Below are 17,674 nucleotides of genomic sequence, written 5' to 3' on the forward strand. Positions count from 1 at the left end.
CGGAATGCGCAAACTTCATAGAAAATTCTTTGCATTTGCCACGGCAATGCGGTATAATGGCTCTATGCTATTGGGAGGACACATACACATGGCACGTTACACTGGAAATCACTGTCCTGTCTGTGAACAGGCTTTTACCGACGATGACGACATCGTCGTTTGCCCCGAATGCGGCACCCCCTACCACCGCGCCTGCTGGCAGAAAGTCGGCGTCTGCATGCATCAGTCCGAGCATGCTGCCGGTTTTGAGTGGAAACCGGAATTCGGCCCCGAAGCCGAGGCCGCTGCCCATGCGGCCATCTGCCCCAACTGCGGCACCCACAACGAACCGGGCTCGGCCCGCTGCAGCCACTGCGGCGTGCCCCTGCCCCGCCCCGATGATTCGGCCCGTGAACAGGCACCTTCCGAGGACAACGGCCCCATTTATGCGCGGAATCCGGGTTCCTACAATCCCGGCAGCGGAAATTCCGGCGCAGCGTCCGGCCCCCACATCGACGCCTTCGGCGCCGGGGCGGACGGTGCGATCTATCGCCGGGAAGTAGGGCCCGAGGATCCCATCGACGGCATCAAGGCCAAACACTGGGCCGCTTTCCTGGGGCGTTCCCCGATGTACTACCTCATGCAGTTTTTCCGCATGAGCGAAACCAAGCACCGGGTCACCTTCTCCTTCTCGGCCTTTTTCTTCGGCCCGGCCTATCTGCTCTACCGCAAAATGTGGAAGGAAGGCATCCTGACGGGCATTCTTTCGATGCTGTTCTATCTGCCGGGGCTGCTGGATCTTGTGGCCTACTACAATCCCGGTTTCTTTGGCCCCCTGCCCACCGGCTGGCTGGCTACCGCCGCCACCTTCGGCGAGATTGCCAGCTGGGCCTTGCGGGTGGTGCTGGCGCTGTTCTCGGTGTCCTGGTATGAAAAGCATGCCAAGAGCCGCATTGAGACGGTCTGCAGCCAGTGCCCCGAGGGACCGGAGCGCACCGAAGCGCTTTCCCGCAGCGGCGGCACCAACATTCTCGCGGCGATCCTGTATTTCGGCCTGGTAGCGCTGATGGAGGTTGCTTTCCTCTATATGGCCGGTCCCGCCCTCGTGAATCTGCTGCTCTACGACATGAGCTGGTAATCACACGGAACTTTCCGGTCCGCCCGGTGCGGCCGGTTCTCTGACAAATATGTAAAAAGCAGGAGGAACCTATGAAAACAGCATTGGTTATCATGGCAGCGGGCATCGGCTCCCGCTTCGGCGGCGGCATCAAGCAGCTGGCCGCTGTCGGTCCCAACGGCGAGATCATCATGGACTATTCCATCCACGATGCCATCGAAGCCGGTTTTGACAAGATCGTCTTCATCATCCGTCACGACATCGAGCAGGCATTCAAGGAGGCCATCGGTGACCGCATCGAGGCTACCTGCAAGGAGCTGGGTGTGGAGATTGCTTACGCCTTCCAGGCACTGGAGAACGTGCCCGCGGGGTATTCGGTCCCCGAGGGCCGTACCAAGCCCTGGGGCACCGGTCAGGCGGTGCTGGCCTGCAAGGGCATCCTGCAGGAGCCTTTTGCCGTTATCAATGCCGACGACTACTACGGCAAGGAAGCCTTTGTGCAGCTGCATGATTTCCTGCAGGGGTACGATCCTGCGCAGCCCGGCAAGCTCTGCATGGCCGGTTTTGTGCTGAAAAACACCCTGAGTGACAACGGCGCTGTGACCCGCGGCATCTGCCAGATGAACGAGGAGCAGTATCTCACCGGCGTGCTGGAGACCAGCGGCATCGAGAAGACCGCCGACGGCGCGGCAGCCGGCGGCCAGGCCATCGACATCGACAGCCTGGTATCCATGAATATGTGGGGGCTGACCCCCGCTTTCGTCGATCTGCTGGAGAGCGGTTTTGTAGAGTTCTTTGAGAAAGCCGCACCGGCCAATCCTCTGAAAGCCGAGTATCTGCTGCCCATCTACATCGACGAGCTGCTCCATGCGGGCAAGGTCAGCGTCAAGGTGCTGCCCACCCACGACAAGTGGTTCGGCGTCACCTACGCCGAGGACAAGCAGATCGTCATCGACAGTTTTGCCAAGCTGGTGGCCGACGGCGTCTACCGCAAAGACCTGTTCAGCGACCTGAAAAAATAACAACAGTATCTCCCCTGCCGGGGTTTCCCGGCAGGGGATTTTTCATTGACATCTGTACAACAACATGCGACAATAAAGAAAAAGAGTTCTGCAAAACCGGCAGCCCTTATGGCTGAGAAAGGTGGTGCTTTTTATGAAACGTCTTTTGGTTCCGCTGGCTTTTTCTCTGCTGCTGTGTGCCTGCACGCCGCCTGCACTGAACAGCGCGGCCACGCCGGAGACCGCGGAAAGCGCCACCGCCGAAGCGGCCACTGTCGATACAGCCCCGGCCGGAGCGAACGTTTCCTTGCCCGAAGGGCTTCAGGCGGTGGATCTGGCGGTGCTGTCCTACGATGAGATCCGCCTGGTCTGCCGGTATTCCGTCTGGAACGAGCCCCTTGCCGGTTACTATACCACCTGCCGGGACGGACAGTGGGGACTGATGCGCAACGATGGCAGTAAAGTCTTGTCCTGCGCCTTTGAACGGCCCGTCGCCCTTTGCTCCGACGGCGCGCCGCGCTATCCCGCCTGGATAGCGGTGTCCGGCAACGCTGATGCCGCCTTCTGGGAGGATACCTCCCGGTATCTGACCTCCATCGGGGAGGGGCGGATCTGCGATATGGCCCATTGCGGCCCCGGTTACGAGAAATACCTCTGGCTGGAAGACCGCGGGCAGATGTGTGCCTATATCGGCAGCCTGGGCCCCAGTGAGCCTACCCATATTACCCCCGGCCAGCGGGACGCATACGGCAACTGCTTTCCCGCACAGGATGCAGTCCTGATCAGCGAAGAATGGGGCGAAGTCCCTTCCGACACGACGGGAGAATCCTACCGCTATCGCACCGCCGACGGGACACCGCTGAACAACTATGACTACCAGCAGGCACAGCCCTTCCTGCACGGTGCTCTGCTGGCCGCCGCCCGGCGCGGCAGCCAGTGGATCTATCTGGACCAACAGGGCACCGAAGTCACCGCCCCGGTCTATGAGGCCGTTTATCAGGATCCCTGGGGGAATTTGTCGCTGGCGTCACCGCTGCTGAACGGCTATGCAGCGGTCTGCCGCGACGGAAAGTTCGGTCTGCTGGACAGTGCCGGTCAGGAATTTGTTCCCTGCACCTACGACGGACTTGTCTGGGACGGCAGCCTGGGCTGGATCAAACTGGCTGACGGATGGCACGCCTTCTCTGTGCCCAGTGCCCCCACCCCCACAGCCACCCCCGCTCAGCCGGAAGAACCGGATCTGCTGCGCTGGGTCTCGATTGATCTGGTCCTCCCCGATACTTATCCTCCGGACTATTATCATCCCATCTACAGAACGATCTCCTATGACAACCTCAACGTCCGCGCCGGTCCCGGCACCGAATACGATAAGGTCGGCAGCCTGTTGCCGGGTTCCAACGTAGAACAGCTGGGCGGCAGCAGCACCACGGATGAGTGGATCTTTGTGGCCTATCAGGACTGGCCTCTCGGATGGGTCAGCACCGAATACCTGGAATGATTGTGCATTGTGAATGAAAACTGCAAAACCATGGCACGCAGTGCTATGGAAAACGGAGGTTTTTTGCGGTATGGTTAGTACAACAGAACCGAAAACACACCGCTACAGGAGGGCAATTATGGCAAACAATGAATTTGACTGCACGGCCTTGACCCCGGAACAGCGCGACGCCCGTCTGGCCTTGGACATGGAGCGGCTGCTGCGCTTTGGGCGCAAGCACAAGCTCATCAAGGATCTGGACGTACTGGTGGCACGCAACACGCTGCTGGACCTGTTGGCGCTGAGTGCGCCCAGTGAGTCCAAACCGCCGAAAGAGAACCCGGAGACGCCCGCGGCGTTGCTGGATGAGATGGTGGAGTTGGCCGCCCAGAAAGACCTGTTTGACGGTGCGGTTCCCCAGTTCCGCATCAACTTCGAAACCCGACTGATGGGCGCGCTGATGCCCCGGGAGAGCGAAGTCTGCAAGAAATTCAAGAAGCTCTATGAGCGCAAAGGTGCCAAAGCGGCCACCGATTGGTTCTACGACCTGTGCGTCGTGTCCAACTACATCCGCACGGCACAGATTGCCAAGAACATCCAGTGGAATTCTGCCAGTCCCTACGGCGACCTGGAAATCACCATCAACCTGACCAAGCCCGAAAAGGATCCCAAGACCATTGCTCTGGAACGCCTGCAGCCCAAGTCCGGTTATCCGGCCTGCATGCTCTGCAAGGAAAACATCGGCTACGCCGGCCGCGTCAACTTCCCCGCCCGGCAGACCCACCGCATCGTGCCCATCACACTGGCAGGCCAGCAGTTCTATCTGCAGTACAGCCCCTACGCCTATTTCCATGAGCATTGCATCATGCTGCACGAGACCCACAAGCCCATGGAGATGGACCGCCAGACCCTGGCTGAGATCTTTGACTTTGTCTCCCAGTTCCCCCACTACACCTGCGGCTCCAACGCCGACCTGCCCATTGTCGGCGGCAGCATCCTGAGCCACAGCCATTTCCAGGGGGGCCGCTACGTCTTCCCCATGCAGAAAGCCTCCATTGCCGTTCCCATGACGGACATCCGCTACCCCGGCGTCCGGGCCGGCATCCTGAACTGGCCGGTCTCCACGGTGCGTCTGATTGGCCGCAGCAGCCAGCAGACCCAGATCGTGGCCAACAACATCCTCACGGCCTGGCGCAACTATACCGATGAGAGCGTCGGCATCCTCTCCCATACCGGCGATACGCCCCACAACACCGTCACTCCTATCCTGCACTACGATGAAAAGGACGGTTATATTCTGGATCTGGCGCTGCGCAACAACCGCACCAGTGAGGAATACCCCGACGGTATCTTCCATCCCCACAAGGAATACCACAACATCAAGAAGGAAAACATCGGCCTGATTGAGGTCATGGGTCTGGCCATTCTGCCCGCCCGCCTGAAAGATCAGGGCGCCCAGATTGCCGAGATCCTGGCCGGCCAGCGTCCCAACACCAGCCGCGAAGAAGGATCTCCCCTGGCGGTCCACGCCGAGTGGATTGATCAGCTGATTGCCAAGTACGGCACCTCCATGGCGCCTCAGGACGCCAACAACGCGGTCAAACAGGAGATCGGCACCGTCTTCAGCCATGTGCTGGAGAACGCCGGCGTCTTCAAGCAGGACAAGGAAGGCCAGGATGCCTTCCTGCGCTTCATGCAGAGCGTGGGTTTCAAGGCGATCTGATCTGATTTCCAAAAAATCACCCCGGGAAAGGGCGGTGCCCTTTCCCGGGGTTTGTGTTTGCAAAATTTCCAACAACAGCAACAAAAAAACTCCGGACCGCTTGGTCCGGAGTTTTGTGGTGGAGATGAGGGGGATCGAACCCCTTACCTCCTGCATGCCATGCAGGCGCTCTCCCAGGTGAGCTACACCCCCACAGGTCTCGCCGTCATCGCTGACAGCTTTATTATTATAGCAACCCGGATAGCGTTTGTCAAGCATTTTTCCGGGAAAAATTTCTTTTTCTCCGGGGTCGGCCTTCCCTGCTCTTGACAGGCAGCGGGTTATGCTCTATAATGAACATTGTTCATTTTGAGGTGATGCTATGAAACCCGCTGCCACATCCAAAGAAGAAATTCTGGCCATCTGCCGCGACCTTATTCATCGCCAAGGCGGCACTGCACTCAATGTGCGGGAAGTCGCCGCTGCCTGCGGGATCTCGGTGGGGACGGTCTACAATTACTTCGGCTCTAAATCCGACCTGGTGGGAGCCGCCGTGGAAAGTGTCTGGTATGATATTTTCCGCTGTGCTGACGGCGGCGTGGCCTTTGCCACTACAAAAGACTGCGTACAATGGCTTTTTCAGCGGCTGGCCTACGGCAACGCCCAATATCCCGGCTTCTTTACGCTGCATTCTGTCAGTTTCCTGCGCAGCGACCGCCCGGATGCCAGACAGCGCATGCAGAAAGTCTGGGACCACATCATCCAGATGCTGTGCCGGGTGCTGCAGCGTGATCCGGATATCCGTGCGGACGCCTTTGACGCCGATTTCACGCCGGAACAGTTTGCCGATCTGCTGTTTTCGCTGATGCTTTCCGCGCAGCTTCGCAATCGGTACGACGCCGCTCCGGTGCTGCAGCTGGTGGAACGTACCCTGTACTGAACCACGCCTCCCCTATCGGGGAGGTTTTTGCGGACCATAAATGAACAACGTTCAAAACATATCTGCAGAAAGGACTTTTTGTATGCAAGCAATCATGGAAACCACCTTCGATGTGGTGTATCTTGTAACCGTTATCACCCTCGGCGTTCTGATGATCCGCCGCCCTAAAGCTGCGCCACAGTTCCGGCTTTTCGGATGGATGGCTGTCGTGCTGGGGGCCGGCGACGCCTTCCATCTGGTTCCCCGTGCCGTAGCCCTTTGCACCACCGGGCTGGAAAACTACACCTTTGCCCTCGGTCTTGGCAAGGCAATCACCTCTGTGACGATGACGGTCTTTTATGTGTTGCTGTACTATGTCTGGCGGATGCGTTACCGGGTGCGGGGACGCAGCACACTGACCGCTGTGGTATATCTGCTGGCCGGGCTGCGCATTCTGCTTTGCCTGATGCCCCAGAATCAGTGGTTCAGTGCCTCGTCGCCTCTTTCTTGGGGCATTTACCGCAACATCCCCTTTGCGCTGCTGGGCATCCTCATCATCGTGCTTTTCTTCCGCAGCGCCAAAGCGCATACAGATTCTGCATTCCGCTGGATGTGGTTGACCATTGTACTCAGTTTTGCCTTTTACATTCCGGTGGTCCTTTGGGCCGACGTCTACCCGATGATCGGCATGTTGATGATTCCCAAGACCTGCGCCTATGTCTGGACCGTTGTCATCGGCTACCGCGCCATGAATCAGGAAACTTGTTAAATTCTTTTTGCGTGTCAAGCGAAAAATCCGAACCCTCTGTCTGGGGGTTCGGATTTTATTGTTATAACGTACGGATTGCAATCCGTACGAGGGCAGATTCTTTCCGCGGCGGTCCTCTGGATCATTGGTGCGCAGTTTGCCTGCGTTTTTCCTCAGGGGACCCCGCACAGAAGGATGGTTTGGGTAACAAAGTCCTGCTTGCAGGGCGGCAGCGTCAGGCCTGCTTCCATCAGCTCATCACCGCCGTAGACCTGCCCCGTTTCGACGTCCCGGTAATCCCGGGCCGGGTCCAGGCCGCAGAACCTGAAAACGGCCTGTTCGGCCAGTGGGTCGTAGAGGGTTCGAAAAACAACCGCCAAACATCGGCTTTTGTCGTCGCTGACCACCGAAGCCATCCGGTCTCCCTGACGGATGGTGGCATGGCGCCAAAAAGTTCCTTTAACCAACCAATCTCGATGCGCCTTGGCCGCTGCCACCTGTTTGGCAATGGCCGCCAGCTCGTCCCTGGAACAGCGGGTCAGGTCCAACTCATACCCCAGATTGAAGAGACGAGCCACAGCAAAGCGGCTTTCCAGCGGGGTGGTGCGTCCGGTCTGATGGTTGGGGGTAATGCTCACATGGGCGCCCAATACCTCCGGCGGATAAAGCAGACTGAAACCATTCTGGATATCGGCACGGTCTTTCGCGTCGGTGTTGTCGCTGGTCCAGTTCTGGGCAAAGTAAGCCAGCATTCCCGCGTCCAGCCGGGCTCCTCCGCTGGAACAGCCCTCAAAGAGAACATCCGGGTAACTTTGGGTGATTTCCCGCAGAACGGCGTAAAGTCCCAGGATGTACCGATGGGCCAACTCGCCTTGCCGTTCGGAAGGGAGTTCTGCCGAAGCCGCATCGGTCATGGGGCGGTTCATATCCCATTTGATGTAGTCGATCTTGCCGGTCCCCAGATACCGGTGCAGCACATTCAGCAGATACTGTCGTACCTCCGCCCGGCTCAGGTCCAGAAGGTATTCGTGGCGTCCTTCCCGGGGGGCCAGGTTCGGGACCCGCAAGATCCAGTCGGGATGGTTCCGATAGAGTTCACTGTCCCGGCTGACGGCCTCCGGTTCAAACCAGAGACCGAATTGCAGGCCCAGGCCATGGACCAGATCTGCTGCCGCCTCGATGCCGCCGGGCAGCTTGGTGGTGTTGCAGATCCAATCCCCCATAGAGGACCGACTGTCGTTGCCCTTGCGGAACCAGCCGTCATCCAGTACAAACAGCTCCATTCCCAGTTCTTTGGCCAAACGCGCCTGGGTTTCGATCTTTTCCAGACTCACATCGTAGTACATGCCCTCCCAGGAATTGAGCAGGATGGGTCGGGGCACACCTCGCCAGCGGGGCGGCAGCAGATGGCGGCGCAGTGCGATATAAAAATTCTGACTCATGCCGTTGAGCCCTCGGCCGCTGTAGGTCAGCAACGCTTCGGGGGATTCGAAGCCTTCGCCGGGAGCCAGGGTCCAGGCAAAGCTCTCGTCCCCCAGCCCCATCTGGGCCCGGACCGCCCCAAAGGCATCCTGCTCCACCACGCCGTTGAAGTTGCCGCTGTACACCAGCATGCAGCCGTAGACGGGCCCGGCAGTCTCGGTGGCAGCCGGGTCCAGCAGCGCCCAGAAGGGCTGATGCCGGGGACTGCTGGAACCATACCGGCTCCCCACCGCCTGTACGCCCTGATGGAGGGGCACCCGGCTTTGCCGGGCCTCCTGGGCATGGCAGCCGTAGAGGGTCAGAAAATCATAGGAACCGGCAGGCAGTGACAGAGAAACGCTCTGCAGGTTGGTGATGCGCACCGGCGCCGGGCCGGTGTTGACGATCCGCTGCTGCCGGGCGATGACATCGGCGTCGGCAAAGATGGTGTAATAAAGGGTCAGCGTGGTCCCCGAGACTTCGTCGAAACAGTCCACCGCCAGGGTCTCACTCTCCCCTGCCGCCGCAAAGGTCACCGGCAGCGTATCGGACCCCGGCTTTCTGTCCAGAATCCGCCATCCGCGGAAGACCAGCTCGGAAACCTGCGCGCCGGTACGTCCCGTCACTGCAAAGGCAGGGCGACGGTAGTCTCCCCGGCCAGCCGTGGGGAATTCCCAGGGCAGCGCGTCAAAATAGAGGTGGGTGTCGCCGTATTCGGTAGTATAGCTGCGTTTGGCGGGTTGCGGAACACCGGTACCCCGCCAGCAGCGCAACGCCGGGCCGAAGTAGCGGTGCAGCAGATACCGTCCATCCAGCAGCTGCATGACGTAGCTGATACGGCCGTTGGTCAGGTGGACAGTGCCTTGGGTTTCATCAAACAGGATACTCATGCTTGCTCCATTTTGTGGTTGAAGCCGAACAGCCTGGTGAGCACAAAAGCCACGGCAAAGGACACTATATTGACAAGGATGTACAGAGGCAGCTGCTCATTGAGATAGAGCAGCGTACCGGGGATGCCGGTAATGGACATACCGGTGGCGCGCAGGCCGAAGAGCGATGCCAGGAAGCCGCCCACACCGCCGCCGACCATGGACATGACAAAGGGCTTTACAAAGCGCAGATTGACACCGAACACCGCCGGTTCGGTAATGCCCAGCAGCGCCGACAGGCAGGAAGGATAGGCGATCTGCTTGGTTTTGGCAGAGGAAGCCTTGATGGCAACAGCCAGTACAGCGCCGGCCTGCGCCACGTTGCCGCAGGTGCCGATGGGGTTCAGATAGTTCCAGCCATCTTTTGCCAGCATGCTGATTTCCAGAAAGTTGAGGATATGATGGATGCCGAAGATGCCGAGGAGCTGACCGAAGCTGCCGTAGATCAGCCCGCCGATGCCCATGGGCAGAGTAAGCAGCCCTTCCACCACAAAGAGGACACCGTTTTCCACCGTGTGCAGGATGGGGCCCAGCACGAGCATGGCCAGAAGAATCCCCACCAGCAGTGTCAGGAAAGGCGTAACAATGAGGTCAATGGCGTCCGGCACATGCTTGCGCAGAAACTTTTCAAACTTGGCGGCCAGCACACCGGTAGCAAAGGCAGGCAGCACCGACCCCTGATACCCGGCTACCGGGATGAAGCCGAAGAAGATCAGCGGTTCAGCTGCGCCAGAACCCACGTCATAGGCACTGGGCAGACTGTTGCTGACCAGCATGAGACCCAGTACGATGCCGATGACCGGGCTGCCCCCGAAGTTTTTAAAGGTGGACCAGCAGACCAGCGCCGGCAAGAAGGCGAACGCGGTATCGGTAAGGATCTGGGTAAAGAGAAGCAGCTGCTGGGGCACGGCATCCGGCGTCAGGCCAAAGACGTTCAGCACTGCCTCCTGGGTGAGCAGGCCCCGCAGGCCCATGAAGAGACCGGTGGCCACCAGCACCGGGATGATGGGCACAAACACATCGGAGAACATCCGGATGGCCCGTTGGAACCGATTTCCGGTGACCGGCTTGGAGGCCGGTTTATCGTCAATGGCGGCTTCAGGCTGCATCCCCAGTTCATGCATGACCGCCTCATAGACACGGTTGACCAGGCCGGTGCCGAAGATGATCTGGTACTGACCGGCATTGAAGAACGAACCTTTTACTTTATCCAGGTTTTCCACTTCCTTGACCTGGATCTTGTCCTTGTCGTTGACCACGATGCGCAACCGGGTGGCACAGTGCATCACCGAAAGGATGTTCTCCCTGCCGCCCACCAGCGGCAGCAGCGCTTGCGCAATTTCCTTCTCTGTCATTGTGTTTCCTCCTCCTTGGGTAGATAACGGTATAGATCGTCCGGCAGCAGGGTGAGCTGCACCGGGGATTCCGGGGGCAGACCGGCAATCAGCAGGGACGCCTGGGACGACGCGGGCCAGATCCGGGCGGAGAATACCTGTTCTCCGCCGTTGAGGAACAATTCGGCGCTGGACTGGTCGCACCAGAGTTCCAGACTGCTCAGGGCAGACAGCGGCACGGTACGGGTATCCTGTCCGGGGCCGGTCCAGCAGCGGCGTTCCACCGTGACGGTGTGGGCAGCCGCATCATAGTGGAAGGACCACTCCCCTTCGTGCAGGGTGAGATCCAGATTTCTTTCGGCCGCCAGTTCGGTTGCTGTGAACCGGAAGGCCCGCCGGAACGGGCGGTAGAGGCGCCCGCTTTCGGTTGTTTCGCCCGGCACCGGAGTGCCCGGCAGCTCCCGCAGTTCCCGCACCGGCCGTTGGCAGAGGCGCTGCCCGCGGCGAAACAGTTCCCGCGGCATGGTCAGGCAATGAATGCGGGGTTCCCCGGCCCCGAAGGCGGTTTCGGCCTCTCCTTCCAACCGGGACATCCAGGCGAACAGAATCCGGCGGCCATCCGGTGTCCGAAAGGTCTGAGGCGCGTAGAAGTCAAAGCCTTCGTCCAGCCGCTGCCAGCCGGTATCCAGATCCAAAGGACGGGAGGCGTCGGGCCCTTGGTCCAGCACCCGCCCCACCGAAAAAGAATCCAGGGAGGTATCCGCTGCATTGTCCCGGTGTTGGGGACAGTAAAGCAGTACCGGCGCGTCCTCCAACCGGAAGAGTTCGGGACATTCTATCATCTGGTATTCACGGGAAGTTCCCACCACGCCGCCATACGACCAGCGGAAACCGTCCGGCGAAGTGTACAGGACAACGGCGCCAAGGCCGTTATCCCGCTGAGCGCCCACCACCATCTGATACCCGCCTTGCAACACGGCCAGAACCTTTGGATCCCGGAAATGCCCGGTATACCCGGCCGGCGCAGCGAAAAGCGGCCCCTCCTTGCGGAAGTGCCGACCATCGGTACTGATGGCCAGGCACTGATGGCTGATGCGCCTTCCTTGCTGCTTTGCGTTGCCGGTATAGTAGAGGCAGAGCCGGCCATCGATTTCCAGCGCACTGCCCGAGTAGACGCCCTGGGCATCGTACAACTGGTCGGGCAGCAGCGCACTGCCCCGGAACTGCCAGTGCACCAGATCCGGCGAAGTGGCAAAGCCCCAGGCTTTGCTGGAATGGTCCTTGGCAAACCGGTTCCACTGGAAAAAGGCATAGTAGTTTCCTTTATACCAAACCAAACCATTGGGATCGTTGAGCAGCCCCCAGGGCGGTTCAATATGCCAGCTTTGTTTTTTGGAGATGGGCAAGGGTCAGTCCCCTTTCTTTGCTGTTCTGTGTTGTTTTTTCTGTGCTTCTATTAAACCACAGCGGTGCCCTTTCCGCCATGGAAATAGCCCAGCAAGATATGGAAAAAACAAACCTTTTATGCTATACTGGGCTTATGATCGAATACAAGGAGACCCGCCATACTCTGCAGCAGAAACAAATTTCTGATCTGTCGCTGTACAGTGCGGGATACGAAGCCTGCGCGCCGGGGCATCACTATGGCCCGATCTACCGCGCCTACCAGCTGATCCATTTTATCCTGTCCGGGAAAGGGGTTCTGGAAATCGACGGGCATACCTTTCAGCTGGGCGCGGGGGACGCCTTTCTGATCCCTTCCGGCAAAATCGCCTACTACGCCGCTGACGCTGCCGATCCCTGGTGCTATACCTGGATCAACTTTCTGGGAATTAACTCCCAGATGTATACCTACCAGTTGATCGCCTCCTCCCCGGAACCATACATTCTCCGTGGACTGGATACCCAAAAATATCACGCCCTTATCGAGCAGATCCTGTCCCTAGAAGGAACCGCCACAGCCCGGTACTTCAAGGGCAACGGTCTTCTTTTGCAGGTGCTGGGAGAACTTTTTCAGGACGCCGGGTTTGACGAGCGCTACTGGGGCAAGAATTCGGTAGCAGACGAGACCAAATTCTACCTGGACGTGAATTACTCCGAGAAGTTGAAACTCAAAGAGGTAGCACACAATCTGGGCGTTCACCCCAACTATCTGACCCGCGTCTTCCACGAAAAATACGGCGTGACACCCAAGCAATACTTGTTAAATCTGAAGTTGCAAAAGGCCTGCCAGCTGCTGCGCACCACCGATCTGCCGGTAGCTGTCATTGCGGGGTCCATGGGCTTTGACGATGGGATGGCCTTCTCCAAGCTCTTCAAAAAGACTTACAGCTGCGCCCCCAGCGACTACCGCCGCAAAGAAAAAGCCGCTCCCTGATGCCCGCACCAGGAGCGGCATATTCTCATTTTCCCTGCCGGCTTTCGCATAACAAGGTCCAACCCAGCCGATGCTTTTCATTAAAACATCTTCATACGCCTTTGCAAGGCTGTTTTTACCGTATTTTCATGCCGGATTGGTGTTTCAGGCTTACACTTTCGCGGATGTAATCATTGACACTACATCAAACAGGTGTTACGCTGTTACATATGTAAAATAAAACACGCCCTTCTCTATCATATCCACAGTTTTATACAGGCAACGATCCCTTTGGACCGTCAGGGAGATACACCCATGCTTCAAATCAAAGATGTCTGCAAAGAATACCGGACCAACGGATTTGTTCAAAAAGCTTTGGATCACGTATCCTTGAATTTACGTGACAACGAATTTGTGGCCATCTCCCTGGTGGTCTCCTCCATCATGATCGGTGTGATCACCTACATCAGCGTTCTGGAGCGGAAAAAGGAAATCGGCATTCTTCGTGCAATGGGTGCCTCCAAAAGGAATATCTCTCAGGTATTCAATGCGGAGACTTTCATCATCGGCTTGACCTCCGGCCTGATCGGCATCGGGCTGACGCTGCTGATTCTCATTCCTGGCAATATTCTGATTCACCATCTGGCAAACTCCCAGGAGATCAACGCCTTCCTGCCTGTGGGCGGGGCCTTCCTGCTGATCGCGCTGAGCGTACTCCTGACGCTCCTGGGCGGGTTGATTCCTGCCAGAAAAGCAGCAAAAAGCGATCCGGTAACGGCGCTCCGAACAGAATAAGAAGCATCCCTTTGACAAAAAGAGGCGTATCGGGAACACTGTCCCGACACGCCTCCTTTTTTATCTTGCGAGTTTGCACCCGGAAATCCCGGTGCGGCATATCCGCATCCCGGCAGGTGATCGTATGGCGGTGGAATTCGACGCCCTCTTCCCCATTGTACTGTACAACAAAAAATCCGAACCCGGAATCCGGGTTCGGACAAGATATATGGTGGAGGATGGGGGACTCGAACCCTCGACCTCTGCGATGTGAACGCAGCGCTCTAACCAGCTGAGCTAATCATCCACAATGGGGTCAACGCTAGTTATTATACGGCATTGGTGCCGTTTTGTCAACCCCATTTCGGGAGATTTTTTCCGCGGAATTACTTGCTCAGTGCTTCGACCAGCGCATCCAGCTGGGCACGGCTCGTCTCATTCAGTGCGCTCTTGATGCTGACGGTTTCATCCAGGATCGTCAGGTTCTTGCTGTTCTCCAGCATTTTGCGCATCACGCGGCCGGCCGTGGGCGCCCAGGTGCCGTTCTCAATAATGGCAACGGTGCGGTTCTGGTAGTTGCGCTCGGTGAGATGTTCAATGAAGCTGCGGGTGAACGGGAAAACTTCGCCATTGTACGTCGGAGAAGCCAGCACCAGCTTGCTGTAACGGAATGCCTGGGCAACAGCCTCGGACATGTCGCAGCGGGCCAGGTCCATCACCATGACGTCCACGCCCTTGGCACGCAGCTTCTCGCCCAGCTCCTCGGCGGCCTGCTTGGTGTGGCCGTAGATGGAGCTGTAAGCCACCAGCACGCCCTCGGTCTCGGGGCGATAGGCACTCCAGGTATCATAGGCAGCCAGTACGTCGCCCAGCTGTTCCTTGTGCAGCACGGGGCCATGCAGCGAGCAGACCGTCTCGATCTCCAGGCCGGCCGCCTTCTTCAGGACGCCCTGCACCTGCTGACCATACTTGCCCACAATGCCGATGTAGTACCGGCGTGCCTCGGGCAGCCACTCTTCCTCCACATCCAGCGCGCCGAACTTACCGAAAGCATCCGCGCTGAAAAGCACCTTGTCGGCGGCATCATAGGTCATGATGACTTCCGGCCAGTGGACCATGGGCGCCGTGACAAAATGCAGCGTATGCTTGCCCAGTTCCAGCGTATCGCCTTCCTTGACGATGATGCTGCGGCTGGTGAAGTCAATGTCAAAGAACTGCTGCATGATGGCTACTGCCTTGGCGGAAGCCACGATCTTGGCGTCGGGATACGCCTGGGAAAAAGCGTACACAGAACCGGAATGATCGGGCTCCATATGCTGCACCACCAGATAGTCCGGCGTACGCCCGCCCAGAATTCCCGCAATGTTGGTCAGCCAGGCATCGGTAAAGTGCGCGTCCACAGAATCCATGACCGCCACTTTCTCGTCCTGGATGAGATAAGAGTTGTATGCCATGCCGTTGGGCACCTTGTACTGCCCTTCGAACAGGTCCACGTCATGATCGTTGACGCCTACGTACAAAATATCCTTGGTGATTTCCATTGTGGTAAACCTCCCTGCAGTTTCTTACAAATTTACCTACAGAGAGTAGTATAGCATACTTCGCAACTTCTGTCCCCTGTTTTTTGCAAAAAAATCCCGCAAAGTATAAAAAATTCCCCGCCTTGCGGCGGGGAACCCAACGTTTGGATCAGCGAACCTCAGGGGCCGGGACCGGTGCGTCCACAGGACGCGGAGCACCTTCCACCCACTGGATGGCCTTCTTGGGGCACTTGCTCACGCAGGTGCCGCAGCCATTGCACTTGGTATAATCGATGACGGCCACGTTGTCCTTGAGGAAGATGGCCTGCTGCGGGCAGTTGCGCACGCACAGACCGCAGGCAATGCAGCCGACCTTGCAGGTCTTGTTGACCACAGCGCCCTTATCCTTGTTGGAGCACTTGACCGCAGGCTGCGGCGCAATGGGCTTCATCTGGATGACCTTGCGGGGGCAGACCGCCGTGCAGGCCGTGCAGCCGGTGCACTTGCTGCGGTCCACAACCGCCACACCGTTGACCACATGAATAGCATCGAACTTGCAGGCACGGGTGCAGTCGCCCAGGCCCAGGCAGCCGTAAGAGCAGGCACTGGGGCCGCCGGCTACGGCAGCCGCTGCCGCGCAGGTCTGGATGCCCTTGTAGTCAAACCGCTTGCCGCAGTTTTCACCGCCGGCGCAGATGACCGTGGCGCGCAGGCTGGGACGGTCGGTCTCCTCAGAGCCCATGATGCGGTTGATGGCATCGGCGGTCTTGTCACCGCCGGGGGCACACTTGAAGGTCGGGGCGCCATCTTCCACGATGGCCTTGGCGTAGTCGGCGCAGCCGGCATAGCCACAGCCGCCGCAGTTGGCACCGGCCAGGCAGTCAGTGATCTGCGCAATGCGCGGATCCTCATACACAGCCATGAACTTGGAGGCCAGTACCAGAATAAAGCCGCCGATCAGGCCCAGCACCACCAGCACGACGATAGCAAATACGATCGGGTTCATTCTCTATATTCCCCTTTCTTACAGAATCGCGTTGATGATGTTTTCCACCAGACCGCCAAAGCCCATGAAGCTCAGCGAGGTGATGGCCGCAGAGACCAGCGTGATGGGCAGGCCCTTGAAACTCTCCGGCGGATTGGAATTCTCCACACGCTGACGCACGCCGCAGAACAGCAGCATGGCCACCAGGAAGCCCACGCCGGCACCCGCCGCGCAGATCAGCGCTTCGGCGTAAGCCAGGCCAAAGCCGTAAGTTTCCACGATGGCAGAGTAATCTTGCACGGCCAGGATGGTGACACCCAGCACGCAGCAGTTGGTGGTGATCAGAGGCAGGTACACACCCAGAGACTGATACAAAGCCGGGACATAGCGCTTGAGGGTAATCTCGATGAGCTGGACGAGGACTGCGATGACCAGAATGAAGATGATGGTCTGCATATAGCCAAGGTTAAAGGCGTCCAGCAGGAAGATCTGCAGCGGGAAGGTAACCGCCGTGGCAATGACCATGACCACGATAACCGCCATGCCCATGCCGAAGGAGGAGTCCAGTTTCTTGGAAACGCCCAGGAACGGGCAGATGCCGAGGAACTGCACCAGCACATAGTTGTTGACCAGGATCATGCTGAAGAAGATCGTGGCAAACGTTGCGATCTGAGAACTCATTCTTCAGCGCCCCCTTTCTGTTCGGTCTTGGCGGCGTCGATCTGTTCCAGCATCACATCGCCGCAGGTCTTGCGCTCGATGGGCTTGTTGAGCTTGCGCTCCAGCCAGACACAGCCTGCCATCAGGCAGCCGAAGACAAAGAAGCCGCCGGGTGCGGAGTTCATGATGGTCATGCGGTCGACGCTCTCGGGGATGATGGTGATGCCCAGCCAGCTGCCGCTGCCGATGATCTCACGGATGGAGGACATCAGGGTCATGGTCAGGATGTAGCCAATGCCCATGCCCAGGCCGTCCAGCGCCGAGTCCACCACGGTGTTCTTGCAGGCAAACATCTCGGCACGGCCGAGGATGATGCAGTTGACGACGATCAGCGCCAGGAACACGCCCAGCGACTTGTACAGGTCCGGCACAAAGGCCTGCAGGACCATCTGGACCACCGTAACGAAGGTGGCGATGATGACGATGTAGCACGGCAGATGCACCTTGCCGGGGATGACCTTGCGCAGTGCCGAGATCACGATGTTGGAGCAGACCAGCACGAAGGTCATGGACAGGCCCATGCCCACAGCGCCGGAAACGGTGGTGGTGACAGCCAGTGCGGAGCAGCAGCCCAGCACCAGACGCAGAACGGGGTTTTCGCGGATGATACCCGCGGTAAAGACTTTCCACTTGCTCGGTTTTTCAGCCATCG

At 58.5% G+C, this 17,674-nt stretch carries 14 protein-coding genes, 2 tRNA genes and 1 pseudogene; 8 read left to right on the plus strand and 9 right to left on the minus strand.

Features of this window, described 5'->3' with window-relative positions; all coding sequences use genetic code 11:
- Positions 1–88 precede the first annotated feature (88 nt).
- The 4 genes from NQ490_RS02085 to NQ490_RS02100 all read left to right on the plus strand — a co-directional run bounded on the left by NQ490_RS02085 (position 89) and on the right by NQ490_RS02100 (position 5,297).
- A complete protein-coding gene (locus tag NQ490_RS02085; protein WP_040917760.1) occupies positions 89–1,117 on the plus strand; it encodes an RING finger protein in 1,029 nt (342 codons plus the stop codon).
- Positions 1,118–1,188: 71 nt separating this feature from the next.
- Positions 1,189–2,118, plus strand: coding sequence for a nucleotidyltransferase family protein (locus tag NQ490_RS02090; protein WP_007047171.1), 930 nt, complete (start codon positions 1,189–1,191; stop codon positions 2,116–2,118).
- 133 nt (positions 2,119–2,251) lie between these two features.
- Positions 2,252–3,595: an SH3 domain-containing protein gene (locus NQ490_RS02095; RefSeq protein WP_007047172.1), complete on the plus strand. Its 1,344-nt coding sequence runs from the start codon at positions 2,252–2,254 to the stop codon at positions 3,593–3,595.
- A 118-nt stretch (positions 3,596–3,713) separates the two neighbouring features.
- Positions 3,714–5,297, plus strand: coding sequence for a UDP-glucose--hexose-1-phosphate uridylyltransferase (locus NQ490_RS02100; RefSeq protein WP_007047173.1), 1,584 nt, complete (start codon positions 3,714–3,716; stop codon positions 5,295–5,297).
- Between the two features lie 116 nt (positions 5,298–5,413).
- On the opposite strand, the gene NQ490_RS02105 is transcribed toward NQ490_RS02100, so the two are convergent.
- A tRNA-Ala gene (locus NQ490_RS02105) sits at positions 5,414–5,489 on the minus strand.
- Between the two features lie 169 nt (positions 5,490–5,658).
- Here NQ490_RS02105 and NQ490_RS02110 point away from each other — a divergent pair.
- Positions 5,659–6,216 (plus strand): TetR/AcrR family transcriptional regulator, encoded by a 558-nt coding sequence (locus NQ490_RS02110; protein ID WP_007047174.1) that lies wholly within the window; start codon positions 5,659–5,661, stop codon positions 6,214–6,216.
- Positions 6,217–6,298: 82 nt separating this feature from the next.
- Positions 6,299–6,964 carry a hypothetical protein gene (locus tag NQ490_RS02115; protein ID WP_007047175.1) on the plus strand — a complete coding sequence of 222 codons (666 nt, stop codon included), beginning with the start codon at positions 6,299–6,301 and terminating at the stop codon, positions 6,962–6,964.
- A gap of 152 nt (positions 6,965–7,116) precedes the next feature.
- Here the strand turns inward: NQ490_RS02115 and NQ490_RS02120 are convergent, their stop codons facing one another.
- Genes NQ490_RS02120 through NQ490_RS02130 form a run of 3 tightly spaced genes read right to left on the minus strand, consistent with a single transcriptional unit; the run spans position 7,117 to position 12,073 of the window.
- Positions 7,117–9,294, minus strand: coding sequence for an alpha-galactosidase (locus NQ490_RS02120; RefSeq protein ID WP_007047176.1), 2,178 nt, complete (start codon positions 9,292–9,294; stop codon positions 7,117–7,119).
- The gene (locus NQ490_RS02125) at positions 9,291–10,688 is read right to left on the minus strand and encodes a sucrose-specific PTS transporter subunit IIBC (protein WP_007047177.1); all 1,398 of its coding nucleotides are present in this window, start codon (positions 10,686–10,688) and stop codon (positions 9,291–9,293) included. Before NQ490_RS02125 ends, NQ490_RS02120 begins: the two co-directional genes overlap by 4 nt.
- Positions 10,685–12,073: a glycoside hydrolase family 32 protein gene (locus tag NQ490_RS02130; RefSeq protein ID WP_007047178.1), complete on the minus strand. Its 1,389-nt coding sequence runs from the start codon at positions 12,071–12,073 to the stop codon at positions 10,685–10,687. Before NQ490_RS02130 ends, NQ490_RS02125 begins: the two co-directional genes overlap by 4 nt.
- Before the next feature lie 134 nt (positions 12,074–12,207).
- On the opposite strand from NQ490_RS02130, the gene NQ490_RS02135 reads away from it, so the two are divergent.
- Positions 12,208–13,044 carry an AraC family transcriptional regulator gene (locus NQ490_RS02135; protein WP_040917762.1) on the plus strand — a complete coding sequence of 279 codons (837 nt, stop codon included), beginning with the start codon at positions 12,208–12,210 and terminating at the stop codon, positions 13,042–13,044.
- Positions 13,045–13,434: 390 nt separating this feature from the next.
- A pseudogene (locus NQ490_RS02140) lies at positions 13,435–13,818 on the plus strand (ABC transporter permease); the annotation flags it as partial.
- Between the two features lie 209 nt (positions 13,819–14,027).
- On the opposite strand, the gene NQ490_RS02145 reads toward NQ490_RS02140, so the two are convergent.
- The 5 genes from NQ490_RS02145 to rsxE form a co-directional block, all read right to left on the minus strand.
- Positions 14,028–14,104 (minus strand) — tRNA-Val (locus NQ490_RS02145).
- Positions 14,105–14,183: 79 nt separating this feature from the next.
- On the minus strand, positions 14,184–15,338 hold the full coding sequence (locus tag NQ490_RS02150) for an FprA family A-type flavoprotein (protein ID WP_007047181.1): 1,155 nt from the start codon (positions 15,336–15,338) through the stop codon (positions 14,184–14,186).
- A 148-nt stretch (positions 15,339–15,486) separates the two neighbouring features.
- Positions 15,487–16,323, minus strand: coding sequence for an RnfABCDGE type electron transport complex subunit B (locus NQ490_RS02155; protein ID WP_007047182.1), 837 nt, complete (start codon positions 16,321–16,323; stop codon positions 15,487–15,489).
- Positions 16,324–16,341: 18 nt separating this feature from the next.
- Positions 16,342–16,983: an electron transport complex protein RnfA gene (locus NQ490_RS02160; protein ID WP_007047183.1), complete on the minus strand. Its 642-nt coding sequence runs from the start codon at positions 16,981–16,983 to the stop codon at positions 16,342–16,344.
- The gene (gene rsxE / locus NQ490_RS02165; RefSeq protein ID WP_007047184.1) at positions 16,980–17,672 is read right to left on the minus strand and encodes an electron transport complex subunit RsxE; all 693 of its coding nucleotides are present in this window, start codon (positions 17,670–17,672) and stop codon (positions 16,980–16,982) included. The genes NQ490_RS02160 and rsxE overlap by 4 nt, the downstream gene beginning before the upstream one ends.
- Positions 17,673–17,674: the final 2 nt, after the last annotated feature.

It is taken from the genome of Subdoligranulum variabile (assembly GCF_025152575.1).
GTDB classification, from domain to species: domain Bacteria; phylum Bacillota; class Clostridia; order Oscillospirales; family Ruminococcaceae; genus Gemmiger; species Gemmiger variabilis.